The 12,558-nt window shown below is 70.8% G+C and carries 13 protein-coding genes; 6 read left to right on the top strand and 7 right to left on the bottom strand.

All coding sequences use genetic code 11. The features are described from left to right. Positions 1–13: 13 nt before the first annotated feature. The 6 genes from N1031_RS04535 to N1031_RS04560 are packed head-to-tail and all read right to left on the bottom strand — an operon-like array spanning position 14 to position 4,736. Entirely contained in the window at positions 14–1,063 is a 1,050-nt protein-coding gene (locus N1031_RS04535) for a phosphotriesterase family protein (protein ID WP_259478397.1), read from the bottom strand. Beyond that, a complete protein-coding gene (locus N1031_RS04540) occupies positions 1,060–1,518 on the bottom strand; it encodes an AtzH-like domain-containing protein (RefSeq protein WP_259478398.1) in 459 nt (152 codons plus the stop codon). Before N1031_RS04540 ends, N1031_RS04535 begins: the two co-directional genes overlap by 4 nt. Beyond that, the gene (locus N1031_RS04545) at positions 1,515–2,795 is read right to left on the bottom strand and encodes an amidase family protein (RefSeq protein ID WP_259478399.1); all 1,281 of its coding nucleotides are present in this window, start codon (positions 2,793–2,795) and stop codon (positions 1,515–1,517) included. Before N1031_RS04545 ends, N1031_RS04540 begins: the two co-directional genes overlap by 4 nt. Then, the gene (locus N1031_RS04550) at positions 2,792–2,923 is read right to left on the bottom strand and encodes a hypothetical protein (protein WP_259478400.1); all 132 of its coding nucleotides are present in this window, start codon (positions 2,921–2,923) and stop codon (positions 2,792–2,794) included. The genes N1031_RS04545 and N1031_RS04550 overlap by 4 nt, the downstream gene beginning before the upstream one ends. Positions 2,924–2,925: 2 nt before the next feature. Beyond that, positions 2,926–3,954 (bottom strand): ABC transporter permease, encoded by a 1,029-nt coding sequence (locus N1031_RS04555; RefSeq protein WP_259478401.1) that lies wholly within the window; start codon positions 3,952–3,954, stop codon positions 2,926–2,928. Continuing rightward, positions 3,951–4,736 (bottom strand): ATP-binding cassette domain-containing protein, encoded by a 786-nt coding sequence (locus N1031_RS04560; protein WP_259478402.1) that lies wholly within the window; start codon positions 4,734–4,736, stop codon positions 3,951–3,953. Before N1031_RS04560 ends, N1031_RS04555 begins: the two co-directional genes overlap by 4 nt. A gap of 164 nt (positions 4,737–4,900) precedes the next feature. On the opposite strand from N1031_RS04560, the gene N1031_RS04565 reads away from it, so the two are divergent. From N1031_RS04565 to N1031_RS04575, 3 genes are read left to right on the top strand one after another with little or no spacing between them, the layout of a single operon-like run. Beyond that, the gene (locus N1031_RS04565) at positions 4,901–5,914 is read left to right on the top strand and encodes a LacI family DNA-binding transcriptional regulator (protein ID WP_259478403.1); all 1,014 of its coding nucleotides are present in this window, start codon (positions 4,901–4,903) and stop codon (positions 5,912–5,914) included. Continuing rightward, positions 5,911–6,960, top strand: coding sequence for a HoxN/HupN/NixA family nickel/cobalt transporter (locus tag N1031_RS04570; RefSeq protein WP_259478404.1), 1,050 nt, complete (start codon positions 5,911–5,913; stop codon positions 6,958–6,960). Before N1031_RS04565 ends, N1031_RS04570 begins: the two co-directional genes overlap by 4 nt. A 55-nt stretch (positions 6,961–7,015) precedes the next feature. Then, entirely contained in the window at positions 7,016–8,437 is a 1,422-nt protein-coding gene (locus N1031_RS04575; protein ID WP_259478405.1) for a S1C family serine protease, read from the top strand. A gap of 8 nt (positions 8,438–8,445) precedes the next feature. Here the strand turns inward: N1031_RS04575 and N1031_RS04580 are convergent, their stop codons facing one another. Then, positions 8,446–8,937: a hypothetical protein gene (locus N1031_RS04580; protein WP_259478406.1), complete on the bottom strand. Its 492-nt coding sequence runs from the start codon at positions 8,935–8,937 to the stop codon at positions 8,446–8,448. Positions 8,938–9,119: 182 nt separating this feature from the next. Between N1031_RS04580 and dnaK the strand changes: the two genes are divergently transcribed. Genes dnaK through N1031_RS04595 form a run of 3 tightly spaced genes read left to right on the top strand, consistent with a single transcriptional unit; the run spans position 9,120 to position 12,549 of the window. Beyond that, a complete protein-coding gene (gene dnaK, locus N1031_RS04585; protein ID WP_259478407.1) occupies positions 9,120–10,988 on the top strand; it encodes a molecular chaperone DnaK in 1,869 nt (622 codons plus the stop codon). Positions 10,989–10,991: 3 nt separating this feature from the next. After that, on the top strand, positions 10,992–11,570 hold the full coding sequence (locus tag N1031_RS04590; RefSeq protein ID WP_259478408.1) for a nucleotide exchange factor GrpE: 579 nt from the start codon (positions 10,992–10,994) through the stop codon (positions 11,568–11,570). Then, positions 11,563–12,549, top strand: a complete 987-nt coding sequence (locus N1031_RS04595; RefSeq protein ID WP_259478409.1) for a DnaJ C-terminal domain-containing protein — start codon at positions 11,563–11,565, stop codon at positions 12,547–12,549. Before N1031_RS04590 ends, N1031_RS04595 begins: the two co-directional genes overlap by 8 nt. Positions 12,550–12,558 lie beyond the last annotated feature (9 nt).

The following is a 12,558-nucleotide window of genomic DNA, read 5'->3' on the forward strand; positions in this document are numbered from 1 at the left end:
TCGATGAAGCGGGTCAGGCGCTCGTGTGGAGGAAGGCGAGCGGGTTGTGGGCGGTGAGCTGCAGGGCGGTCTCCTCGCCGAAGCGCTCCGCGAGCTGGGGTCGGATGGTGCGGGCGATGTGCCGGTAGCCCCAGCCGCCGTTGGTCACGAGCGAGTTGCGGTGGTTGATGTCGTGCGAGAGCAGCAGCTGCGGGCCGAAGCCGCCGGCCAGGAAGTGCTCGATCGCGTCGAGCCGCTCCGAGTCGTCGGGGTAGGCGTCGCCGTTGACGAATCGCGAGCGCCCGGTGCCGAAGTTGTCCATCTCGACGAAGGCTCCGGCCCGCATGATGTCCTCGAGCTGGGGCAGGTCGATCTCGCAGTCCAGGTGCGAGATGGCGATGCGCGACGGGTCGGCTCCGGCCTTCTCGGCGATGCCGATGGCCTGCAGGGCGCGCTTGGCGAAGGGATGCACGTGGATGTTGAAGGGCAGGCCGGTGGCAGCCTGCACCCGGCCGGCGGCGCGGAGCGAGGTGGCCTCGACGTCGGTGATGTCCCAGCTCGTGCCGATCTCGCCGATCACGCCGGGCATCAGCCCGCCCTCGTAGCCCTCGGCGATCTGGCGCAGCCAGCGCTCCACGAGCTCGTCCTCGCCGAGCTCCAGCTCGGAGGCGGGCAGGGCCGGCTCGAGGTAGCGGCCGGCCGAGATCACCACGTCGACCCCGGCGAGCTCGGCGGCCCGCACGGCCATCTCGGCGTTCGGGCCGGAGCCGAGCACGGTGAGGTCGACCACGAGCTGGGTGCCGGCCTCGCGGGCCAGCCGCAGCTCACGGGCGCTGAGGTACCAGTCGCTGAGAAGCAGGTTCTGCCGCAGGGTCGACTGCGGATGCGCGTGGAGGGTCTCGGGGGCCGTCGCCTCCACGAGCGCCTGGTCGTCGAAGTCGCGCCAGTCGCCCTCGCCCTCCCACCACACGCGGGAGTCGACCACGATGTGCTCGTGCGGCAGCACCACGCCGCCGTCGGCGCGCACCTCGCGGGGCCCGCGCGCCGTGATGACGCGGTAGCTCTCACGGTTCTGACGGCTCATGCGATGTCCTCTTCTCTCGGCGAACGCGGCCCGCTCGTGGAATGCGGTTCCGTCGCGGTGCGCAGCTCTCTCGCGGAACGCAGCGGCCACGACACATGGGCCTCGGCGACGCGCCAGCCCTCGTCGGTGCGCAGCCACCACTGCGACTGCCGCCCCGTGCGCCGCTCGCCCGGGTACCACGACACGAGGTGCACGCTGGCGAGGTCGTCGCCGTAGGCGTTCACCCGGCGGCTGACGGTGTCGCGCAGCACGGGGGTCGCGCCGGCCTCGCGGCGGAACCGCGCGATGGCCTCCCACCCCTCCAACTCTTCGTCGTCGCCGAAGCGCAGGGTGGACTCCGAGCGCCAGAAGGCGTCGACCAGGGCCTCCACGTCGCCGGCCGCGAGTGCGGCCTCGTAGGCGTCGGATGCGGCGGTCACCTCGGCGATCACCGTCGCGTCGTCGAGCGCGATCATGCGACCTCCGCCCCCAGCTCGTCGGCGCCGCAGCGCTCGACGAGCATCCGGGCGACGGCGAGCAGCGTGCGCTCGGAGCCCGAAGCGCCCGCGAGCTGCACGCCGAGCGGGAGCCCGTCGTGAGCGGCGCCGGAAGATCGGCGGCGGCGGATCGGGACAGAGACGGCAGGGAGGCCGAGCAGCGAGAACGGCGCGGTGAACACGCCGAGAGAGGGCTCCCGGCCCCGCACGCCCTGATCTCCGAGGCGCACCTCCCGCTCGCCGATCAGGGGAGCGACCACAGGCGTGGTGGGCAGGACCAGCACGTCGACCGACTCGAACAGCGCCGCGTAGCTCTCCCGCAGCACCGCGCGGTACCGCTCCGCGGTCACCAGTGCGCCCGCGGGGAGCAGCGCTCCCGCGGTGAGGCCGATGCGGGCGCTCGCGCCGAATCGAGCGCGGTCGCGGCGCAGGCGGTCGTGGTGCACCTCGGCGCCCTCGGCCGCGGTGATGAGCAGCGAGGCGTCGAGCGTGCGGTCGAGCGGCGGCAGCTCGACCGTGGCGCTGCCGAGCAGGCCGAGCGCGCCGAGGGCGGCGTCGACCGCGGCCAGGGCCTCGGCTCCGGCCCAGCCCTGGGGGCCCGCCGCCGCCACGCGGGGGGAGTGGGTGGCGGCGGCGGTGTCTGGGGCGACCGCGTCGAGCACGGCCTCGGCCCGCTCGACGGTGTCGGTGAACCACGAGACGTGGTCGAGGCCGGGCGCGAACGGTGCCATGCCCTCGGTGGAGACCACGCCGTAGCCGGGCTTCAGGCCCACCACCCCGCAGAGCGAGGCGGGCACGCGGCCCGAGCCGTTGGTGTCGCTGCCGAGTGCGACGGGAACATCGCCGAGCGCCACGGCCGCGGCCGATCCTCCCGAGGAGCCGCCGGCGATGCGCGCGGGGTCGTGCGGGTTGCGGCAGGTGCCGAAGTGGTCGTTGATCGTGGTGAAGCCGTGGGCGAACTCGTCCATCGCGGTCACCCCCACCGCCACCGCGCCGGCCGCCTCGAGGGCCCGCACCACGGCGGCCGAGCGTGCGGCGGGGGCGTCGTCGGCCGTGAGCGCCGAGCCGCTGCGGGTGACTCGGCCGGCGAGGTCGAAAAGGTCTTTCACCGCGAAGGGCACGCCCGAGAGCGGGCCCGGCCGCGCATCCCGTGCCGCCGCCGCGACGTCGAGCACGTCGTAGACATGACCGTAGCCCTCACGGTGGGCGGCGAGGCGTTCGGCGGCGTCCGTCACCGAGGCGGTCGCGACGCTCACGCGCCCGCCTCGATCAGCTCGCGCAGCAGCTGCCAGCGGTGCACGTGCTCGTCGACGGCGGCCTGCACGAGCGGCTGCTCGTCGGCCGGCACCACGATCCCTGAGGGCACCGCGATCTCCTCCGGCACGGTCAGCGCCTCGAGCGCGCCTTGCGGCGACGCTGGTCGTAGTAGACGGCGGCGATGAGCACGGCGCCCACGGCCACGTTCTGCCAGAACGGCTCGATGCCGATGATGGTGAAGCCGTTCTTCAGCACGGTCGGGATGAACACGCCCACCACGGTGCCGAAGATCGAGGCCACGCCACCGAACAGGCTCGTGCCGCCGAGCACCACCGCGGCGATGGTGTCGAGGTTCTCGGCCGAGTGGCCGTTGATGGTGGTGGCGCCGAAGCGGGCCACCGAGAGCCAGCCGGCCAGTCCCGCGAGGAGGCCGGAGAGGGCGTAGACCTTGATGAGGTGCAGACGCACCGGGAGACCGTTGCGGCGGCTGGCCTCCTCGTCGGAGCCGATGGCGAGGGTGTAGCGGCCGAAGCGCGTGGTGTTGAGCACCAGCGCCGAGAGCACCGCGATCAGGGCGGCGATGATGACGAGGTAGGGGATGACGCCGAACAGGCGCCCCGACCCGACGGTCTGCGTGAGCGAGGTGGGCAGGCCGCGCAGGTCGTTGCCGCCCGTGATGATCTGGGCGAAGCCCATGGCCATGCCCATCGAGCCGAGGGTGACGATGAGCGGCGGCACCTTGGCCACGGCGATCAGCACGCCGTTGAACACGCCCCACAGCGCACCGGCGATCAGCCCGGCGATGAGGCCGCCGACCACCGCGACCACGCTCTCGGGGTCGCCCAGCAGCTCGCCCAGCGTGAGTGTCGACTGCGTGGCGATCACGCTCGCGAACACGAGCACCGAACCCACCGAGAGGTCGATGCCGCTCGTGGCGATGACGAAGGTCTGCCCCACCGCGAGGATGAGCAGGATGGAGGCGTTGATCGCGATGTTCGTCCAGTTGAACTGGGTGGCGAAGGCCTCGGGCCGCATCACCGTGAAGATGAGGGCGATGAGGATGAAGGCGAGCAGGATCCAGATGCTGCTCTGCTTGCCCGCGAGCTTCAGCAGGCGGATGAGGCGGTTGCCGTCCTGCGGCGTGTCCAGGGTGGTCATTTCGTTCCCTCGAAGGTCGCGGCGCCGGTCATGGCGGAGATGAGGTCGTCGCTCTTGACGTGCCCGGCGGTGAACTGCGCCACCCGCTTGCCGAGCCTGAGCACCTCGATGCGATCGCTCACGGCGAGCACGTCGGGCATGTTGTGGCTGATGAGCACCACGGCGATGCCCGACTCGCTCACCCGGCGGATGAGGTCGAGCACCCGGCGGGTCTGCTCCACGCCGAGGGCGGCGGTGGGCTCGTCGAGCATGATGAGCTTCGTGGCCCAGACGGCGGCGCGGGCCACGGCCACGCTCTGCCGCTGACCGCCCGAGAGGTTGGCCACGGCGGTGCGCGGGTCGCGCAGGTTCACGCCCAGCCGGGTGAAGTTCTGCATGGCCTCGGCGAGCATCCGCTTGTTGTCGAGGGCGCCGAACCAGCCGAGGGGCGCGGGCTTCATGAGCTCGCGGCCGAGGTAGAGGTTGGCCGAGGCGGAGAGCTCGGGGGCGAGTGCGAGGTCTTGGTAGACCGTCTCGATGCCGAGGTTCTGCACGTCGACCGGGCTCTTGGGGTGGATCTCCTCACCGTCCAGCAGCAGCTCGCCGCCGTCACGCTGCACGGCACCCGAGAGGATCTTGACGAGGGTGGACTTGCCGGCGCCGTTGTCGCCGATGAGCGACACCACCTCGCCGGGATAGACCGTGAAGTCGGCTCCACCGAGCGCCTCCACGTGACCGTAGCGCTTCACGACGCCACGGGCCTCCAGCAGCGGCTTCGCTGTGCCGGGTGCAGTCTCGGCCATCTCCGCCTTCCTTTCCGTCGAGCTCGTCGATTCCAGAAATGTAATCGATTGCAGATACGATACGGGGGAAATGTTTCCACCAGATTTCCGGATGCTCCGAGCCAGGCAATCGATTTCAGAACCGGGGTGCGATCGTGCACGATAGTCCCGGACAGGGGAGGATCATGGCGAGATCGACGATCGGCGACGTCGCCCGGCTGGCGGGCGTCTCGACCGCGACGGTGTCGCGCGTGCTGACCGGCAGCGTGCCCGTGAGCGCGCAGCTGCGCGAGAAGGTCAACGCCGCGGCGACCGCCCTCGACTACACCGTCAACACGACGGCACGCGCGCTGCGGCGCGATCGCACGCTGTCGGTGGGCATGGTCGTGCCCGACCTGTCGAACCCGTTCTTCACCCTGCTCGTCGACGGCGTCGAGCGCCGGCTTCAGGGCCTCGGGCTCACGCTGCACCTGTGCAGCTCCGGCGGCGATCCCGCCACCGAGGCCGCGCGCATCCGTTCGCTGCAGCAGAGCCAGGTGGAGGTGCTGGTCGTGGCGGCCGCGCACGTCGAGCAGAGCGGGCCGGTGCTCCGCGAGGCCATGCGCCGCACCCCCGTCGTGCAGCTCGACCAATTCGCCGACGGCGTCGACGGCGACTGGATCGGCGTCGACGAGCGGCTCGGCATGCGGCTCGTGCTCGAGCACCTCGCGGAGCAGGGTGCGCGCACGGCCGCCTACATCGGAGGCCAGCCGCACGACTCCTCGGCGCGGGTGCGGTTCGAGGCGGCGCGGTCGGAGGCCGCCGCCTTCGGCATCAGACTCGAGGCCGACGAGCGGCTCCTCGGCGCGTTCAGTTCGGGCTGGGGCGACCGCGCGGCCCGGCTGCTCGTCGAGGCGGGGCTGCCCGACGCCGTGGTCTGCGGCGCCGACGTGGTGGCGCTCGGCGTGCTGCAGGGCTTCGACGCCCTCGGGGTGCGGGTGCCCGACGACGTGCTGGTCACCGGCTTCGACGACATCCCGCTCAGCGCGCATCCGCGACTGTCCATCACCACGGTTCGGCAGCCGCTCGATCGGCTCGCCGAGCTCGCGGTCGAGGCCGTCGAGGAGATCGTCGACGGTGCCCCTGAGCGGCATCCGCACCGCATCGCCGTGGCGCCCGAGCTCGTCGTCCGCTCCAGTTCCATGAGGAGTCCGTCATGACCGTCGCCCTGTCCGCGCTCGTCCGCACCGAGGGCCGCGCCGCACTGCCTCAGCGCGTGCGCGTCGTCGCGACCCTCGCGGTGGTGGTGCTGCTGCACCTCGGGGGATTCGCCTTCCTGCTGCTCGCGGGGCCCGCGCTCGCGCCGCTCTTCGCGGTGGCCGTGATCGCCTACGGACGCGGCCTCATCCACGCCCTCGACTTCGACCACGTCTCGATGATCGACAACTCCATCCGCAAGTTCGTCGCCGAGGGTCGGCGGCCGGTGTCGGTGGGGCTGGCCTTCTCGGCCGGGCACTCCACCGTGGTGCTCATCACGAGCGCGCTCGTCATCGCCGGGTTCGCCGCGGTGACGGCGGCACTGGAGCCCGACTCGCCGGTGGCCGCGGTGCTCGGCGTCATCGGCCTCAGTGTCTCGGGCGCCTATCTGCTGCTGTGCGCGCTGGCCAACCTGCCTCGGCTGGTGGAGGGCGTGCGCGCCTACCGCCGCTTTCCCGAACTCACCGAGGCTGAGCGTGAGAGCGCACTCCGGCCGGGCGGCGGACTGATGTCGCGGGCGATGGGCGCCCCGCTGCGCTGGGTGCGGCACCCGCGGCACGTCTACCTCCTCGGCTTCGCGTTCTCGCTCGGGTTCGACACCAGCTCGCAGATCGGGCTGCTCGTGATCGTGGCCGGAGCGACCGTGTCGGGAGCCCCGCCGCTCGCGCTGATGGCGCTGCCGCTTCTGTTCACCGCCGCCATCACCCTGGTCGACACCCTCAACGGCATGTTCATGCTGCGCCTCTACGGCACCACGGCGGTGCCGGAGCGGCGGATGCTCGGCTGGAACATCGCCATCACCACCATCGGGGTCGTCGCGGCGCTCGTCGTGGCGGGGCTGGCCCTCGCGGAGCTGTCCGCGACCTTCGGCTGGACCGCGCTGAGCGACGCCACGGCCTGGATCGACACCGAGTGGGCCGGCTTCGGTCTCGTCGCGGTGTTCCTCGCCATCGGCGTGGTCGTGCTGGTGGGGCTGCGATCCCGCTCCCGGCGGCTCGCGAGGTCTTAGCGGGTTCATAGTCGCGCCACAGCGCGCCCCGTGCTGGGCCCGGTGTGATGGGCCCATGACCGAGAACATCCCTCCCGCATCGCCCGAGCAGCGCCCCTACGTGATCGCCCACACCTCCGACGGGCCCGTCGTCTTCATGCCGAGCACCCCCGTCGCGGTGGCGGAGCAGCCGCCTCGACGGGAGCGTCGGTCGAGGGCGCGGCGGCGGCGACTCGCGATCATCGCCGGTGCGGCGGCGGCCGCACTGGTGATCGGGGCGGGAACCGGCACCGCCGCCTTCGCGCTCGGCGCCCAGCAGGCGGCGGCCGAGGCGGCGGCGGCCACCGACCAGGGCTCCGCGACGATCGTCGAGGACTGGGGCTCGGCGGGGCCGCTCGATCTCGGGGCCCAGGGCGGCGCATCCGGCGGCTACGGGTCGTCGACCCTTCCCGGAAGCGGGTCGTACGGCGGCTACGGGGGATACGGCTCGGGCGGCTCGGCGTCGGGCTCGACGTCGGGTTCCACCTCGACCGACGCCGTGGCCGCGAGTGCCGAGCAGAGCGCGGGTGTCGTCACCATCGTCTCCGACCTCACCTACCAGGGGGCGCAGTCGGCCGGCACGGGCATCGTGCTCACCTCCGACGGCCTCATCCTCACCAACAACCACGTCATCGAGGGCTCGACCAGCATCGCGGTCACCGACGAGCTCACCGGCGTGGAGTACTCGGCCACAGTCGTCGGCACCGACGCCACCCACGACATCGCCGTCCTGCAGCTCGACGACGCCGACGGACTCACCACCGCGACCCTGGGTGACAGCGACACGGTCGCCGTGGGTGATGCCGTCACCGCGGTGGGCAACGCCGAGGGCACGGGTGACCTGGTCGCGGCCTCGGGCACCGTGACGGCGCTCGAGCAGTCCATCACCACCCAGAGCGAGTCGGGCATCGAGGGCGAGTCGCTCGAGGGCCTCATCCAGGTCGACGCCGACATCGTGTCGGGCGACTCGGGAGGGCCTCTGCTCAACGCGGACGGCGAGGTCGTCGGCATCGACACCGCGGCCTCCTCGGGCACCGCCGACATCACCGGCTTCGCCATCCCGCTCTCCGACGCGCTCGACATCGTGGCGCAGATCGAGGCCGGGGTCGACACGGAGTTCATCGAGATCGGCTACCCGGGCTTCCTCGGCATCTCGGTGGCCCAGGATGTGGCGACCGGCACCCGGGGCGGCGCGGGTTCGGGTACGGGTACCGGAACGAGCTCGGTGTCGGGCGCGACCGTCGCCGGCGTGATCGAGGGAACCCCCGCCGAGTCGGCCGGGCTCGCTGCAGGCGACGTCATCACCGCGGTGAACGGCACCGCGATCACCTCGGGCAGCGCGCTCTCCGATCTCCTCGGCGCCATGGAGCCGGGTGAGACCGTCACCCTCGACTACACGACGGCCTCGGGCACGGCCGCCTCCGTCACCGTCACCCTGATGCAGGGACCCGCAGCCTGAGCTCTCACTCAGCGATCGGCGTAGGGGAGCAATCGGTCCAGGCCCGCCGTGCCGGCGACGCCGTACAGCGCGTCGCCGGTGAGGATGAACAGCCGGGCGGAGCCGTCGGCCGGCACGAACGGCGTCTCGTCGCCCGTCCCCGTGCCGAGGAAGCCGGAGCTGTCGAGGATCTCGGGCATGGCGGCGGCCTGGGCCGGCGTGAGCGGTGCATAGACATAGGTCGCGGCCGATCCGCCGTCGCCCCATCGGCAGCTCCAGCCGCCGGCGCTCCTCACAGCGTCGTACACGCGCGCGAGATCGTCGTCGGCGGGCGGCCAGTCCGGGTCGAAGGCCGAACCCGCCTCCTCCATCTCGGTCAGGGCGGTGGTGGTGACCAGAGCGGAACAGGATTCTTCGTCTGTCCCGTGCTCGGCCCCCGCTCCGCCCGGCGCGGTGCACCCGGAGAGCAGTCCGGCGAACCCGGCGGCGAGCAGGACGGCGCTGATATGACGATAGCTCATGAACAACGACACTAGCAGGCGGGAATGCTGAGGGCTCGCTGAGAGTTGAGCCGATCAGACTCAAGTTTTGCGGATCAGACTTGACGCCGGAGAAGCCCGGTGGAAAACTTGATCACACAAGGCTCAAGTCTTGACAGGCTTACGAAGACACTCAGCACCACAACAGAAGGAGAACAGCCACCATGGCTCGTGCAGTAGGTATCGACCTCGGAACCACCAACTCGGTGGTCGCCGTGCTCGAAGGTGGGGAGCCCACCGTCATCGCCAACGCCGAGGGCTTCCGCACCACGCCCTCCGTCGTCGCGTTCACCAAAGACGGCGAGGTGCTCGTCGGCGAAACCGCCAAGCGCCAGGCCGTCACCAACGTCGACCGCACCATCTCCAGCGTGAAGCGCCACATCGGCACCACCTGGACCGCCGACATCGACGGCAAGAAGTACACCCCGCAGGAGATCTCGGCGCGCATCCTGGGCAAGCTCAAGCGCGACGCGGAGAGCTACCTGGGCGACACCGTCACCGACGCGGTCATCACGGTTCCCGCCTACTTCAACGACTCCGAGCGTCAGGCCACCAAGGAGGCCGGCGAGATCGCGGGCCTCAACGTGCTCCGCATCATCAACGAGCCCACCGCCGCCGCGCTGGCCTACGGCCTCGACAAGGGCAAGGAGGACGAACTCATCCTCGTCTTCGACCTCGGTGGTGGAACCTTCGACGTCTCCCTCCTCGAGGTGGGCAAGGACGACGACTTCAGCACCATCCAGGTGCGCGCCACCTCGGGCGACAACCGCCTCGGCGGCGACGACTGGGACCAGCGGATCGTCGACTACCTGATCAAGCAGTTCAAAGACACCACCGGTGTCGACGTCTCGAACGACAAGATCGCCAAGCAGCGCCTCAAGGAGGCCGCGGAGCAGGCCAAGAAGGAGCTCAGCTCCGGCATGTCGGCCAGCATCACGCTGCCCTACCTCTCGCTCACCGAGAACGGCCCGGCCAACCTCGACGTGACCCTCACCCGGGCCAAGTTCGAGGAGCTCACGAGCGACCTGCTCGCGCGCACCGAGAAGCCCTTCCGCGACGTGATCGCCGAGGCGGGCGTGTCGGTGAACGACATCGCGCACGTCGTGCTCGTGGGTGGTTCCACCCGCATGCCGGCCGTGGTCGAGCTGGTGAAGAAGCTCACCGGTGGCAAGGAGCCCAACAAGGGCGTCAACCCGGATGAGGTCGTCGCCGTGGGCGCGGCCCTCCAGGCCGGCGTGCTGAAGGGTGAGCGCAAGGACGTGCTGCTCATCGACGTCACCCCCCTGAGCCTCGGCATCGAGACCAAGGGCGGCATCATGACCAAGCTCATCGAGCGCAACACGGCCATCCCCACCAAGCGCAGCGAGACCTTCACCACCGCCGACGACAACCAGCCGTCGGTGGCCATCCAGGTCTTCCAGGGCGAGCGCGAGTTCACCCGTGACAACAAGAACCTCGGCACCTTCGAGCTCACCGGCATCGCCCCGGCCCCTCGCGGCATCCCGCAGGTCGAGGTCACCTTCGACATCGACGCCAACGGCATCGTGCACGTGAGCGCGAAAGACAAGGGCACCGGCAAGGAGCAGTCCATGACCATCACGGGCGGCTCGTCGCTGCCCAAGGAGGACATCGACCGCATGGTGCGCGAGGCCGAGGAGCACGCGGCAGAAGACAAGAAGCGCCGTGAGGCCGCCGAGGTGCGCAACCAGGCCGAGACCCTGTCGTACTCGACCGAGAAGCTCATCAAGGAGAACGAGGACAAGCTGCCGGAGGACGTCAAGTCCGAAGTGCAGGCCGACGTCGACGCCCTGAAGTCCGCGCTCGCGGGCGAGGACGACGACGCCGTGAAGACCGCGTTCGACAAGCTTAACGAGAGCCAGCAGAAGCTCGGTCAGGCGATCTATGCTTCTGCTCAGGCCGACGCCTCCGCCCCCGCCGGGGAGCAGAGCGAGCCGACCGAGTCGTCGTCGAATGACGACGACGTGGTCGACGCCGAGGTCGTCGAGGACGAAGACGAGCCGAAGGACAAGTAAGCCATGACTGACGACAACACCGAGGGTCGTCAGCCTGCCGACGAGTCGGGGGCCTCTGAGGAGACCCCCGACTCGTCCTTCATCCAGGCTGAAGGACCGGATGTGGAGACCTCGCTCTCCGACGCCGACCTCTCGTTCCTCTCGGGGCAGAGCTCGGCCGAGGAGCTGGCCGCCGAACGGCTGGCCGACCTGCAGCGGGTCACCGCCGAGTACGCCAACTACCGCAAACGCACCGAGGCCAACCGCGAGATCGAGCGCGAGCGCGCGGTCGGCGAGGTCGTGAAGGTGCTGCTGCCGGTGCTCGACGACCTCGACCGTGCGGCCAAGCACGGCGATCTCGAGGAGGGCGGGCCGTTCACGGCCATCGCCGCGAAGCTCCGCGGTGGGGTGGAGCGGGTGGGCCTCAAGCCCTTCGCGGCCGCCGGCGAGGAGTTCGACCCCCAGATCCACGAGGCGATCTTCCAGCAGCCCAGCGACGAGGTGACGGTGCCCACCGTCGCCGACGTGGTCGAGTCGGGCTACTACCTGGGGTCGACGCTGCTCCGCGCCGCCAAAGTCGTGGTCGCGGTGCCGAATGGCTAGCCAGGACTGGTTCGACAAAGACTTCTACAAGACGCTCGGGGTGTCGAAAGACATCTCCGACGCCGACCTGAAGAAGGCGTACCGCAAGCTCGCGCGCAAGTACCACCCCGACTCGAACCAGGGCGACGCCACCGCCGAGGCCAAGTTCAAGGAGATCAGCGAGGCCTACTCGGTGCTCTCCGACGCCGAGGAGCGCAAGGAGTACGACCAGATCCGCGCCATGGGCTCCGGGGCCCGGTTCACCTCGGGTGGTTCGGGCCAGGGTGGCGGCTTCGAAGACGTCTTCGGCGGTATGTTCGGCGGTGGTGGCGGCGGGGCTCGCGGCGCGAGCTACAGCTACCAGCAGGCGCCCGGCGGCTTCGACGACATCCTGGGCGGCATGTTCGGCCGTGGAGGCGGGCGTGGGGGCTTCGGCGCCTACGGCCCCACCCGGGGCCGCGACGTCACGGCGCGCACCACCATCGACTTCGTCACGGCGGTGAAGGGCGACACCATCCGCCTGCAGACCTCCGACGGCAAGCCGATCACCGTGAAGATCCCCGCGGGGGTCGCCGACCAGCAGAAGATCAAGCTGCGCGGCAAGGGCGAGCCCTCGCCCGACGGCGGCGAGGCCGGAGACATCGTGCTCACCGTCACCGTGCGCAAGCACCCGGTGTTCGAGCGCGACGGTCTCAACCTGCGGGTCAACGTGCCGGTCACCTTCGTCGAGGCCACCCTCGGCGCCACCATCGAGGTGCCCACCCTCGGCGGCAACCCGGTCAAGCTCAAGGTCGCGGCGGGCACCCCCTCGGGGCGCGTGCTGCGGGTCAAGGGCCGCGGGGTCGAGTCCTCCAAGGGCAAGGGCGACCTGCTCGCGGTGGTGCAGGTGGCGGTGCCCTCGCACCTCACCAGTGAGCAGCGCGAGGCCCTCGAGGCGTTCCACGCCGTGGAGACCGACGAGAACCCGCGCACCGAACTCCTCGCCAAGGCGAGGGAGTGACCTCACGGG

This window comes from Herbiconiux moechotypicola (genome assembly GCF_024979255.1).
In the GTDB taxonomy this organism is placed as follows: domain Bacteria; phylum Actinomycetota; class Actinomycetes; order Actinomycetales; family Microbacteriaceae; genus Herbiconiux; species Herbiconiux moechotypicola.

What these genes read in the sequence shown, in the direction of transcription:
- N1031_RS04540 (WP_259478398.1), bottom strand. Translation starts at nt 1,518, where the DNA reads ATGATCGCGCTCGACGACGCGACGGTGATCGCCGAGGTGACCGCCGCA.
- N1031_RS04575 (WP_259478405.1), top strand. Translation starts at nt 7,016, where the DNA reads ATGACCGAGAACATCCCTCCCGCATCGCCCGAGCAGCGCCCCTACGTG.
- N1031_RS04590 (WP_259478408.1), top strand. Translation starts at nt 10,992, where the DNA reads ATGACTGACGACAACACCGAGGGTCGTCAGCCTGCCGACGAGTCGGGG.
- N1031_RS04535 (WP_259478397.1), bottom strand. Translation starts at nt 1,063, where the DNA reads ATGAGCCGTCAGAACCGTGAGAGCTACCGCGTCATCACGGCGCGCGGG.
- dnaK (WP_259478407.1), top strand. Translation starts at nt 9,120, where the DNA reads ATGGCTCGTGCAGTAGGTATCGACCTCGGAACCACCAACTCGGTGGTC.
- N1031_RS04555 (WP_259478401.1), bottom strand. Translation starts at nt 3,954, where the DNA reads ATGACCACCCTGGACACGCCGCAGGACGGCAACCGCCTCATCCGCCTG.
- N1031_RS04580 (WP_259478406.1), bottom strand. Translation starts at nt 8,937, where the DNA reads ATGAGCTATCGTCATATCAGCGCCGTCCTGCTCGCCGCCGGGTTCGCC.
- N1031_RS04595 (WP_259478409.1), top strand. Translation starts at nt 11,563, where the DNA reads ATGGCTAGCCAGGACTGGTTCGACAAAGACTTCTACAAGACGCTCGGG.
- N1031_RS04560 (WP_259478402.1), bottom strand. Translation starts at nt 4,736, where the DNA reads ATGGCCGAGACTGCACCCGGCACAGCGAAGCCGCTGCTGGAGGCCCGT.
- N1031_RS04565 (WP_259478403.1), top strand. Translation starts at nt 4,901, where the DNA reads ATGGCGAGATCGACGATCGGCGACGTCGCCCGGCTGGCGGGCGTCTCG.
- N1031_RS04570 (WP_259478404.1), top strand. Translation starts at nt 5,911, where the DNA reads ATGACCGTCGCCCTGTCCGCGCTCGTCCGCACCGAGGGCCGCGCCGCA.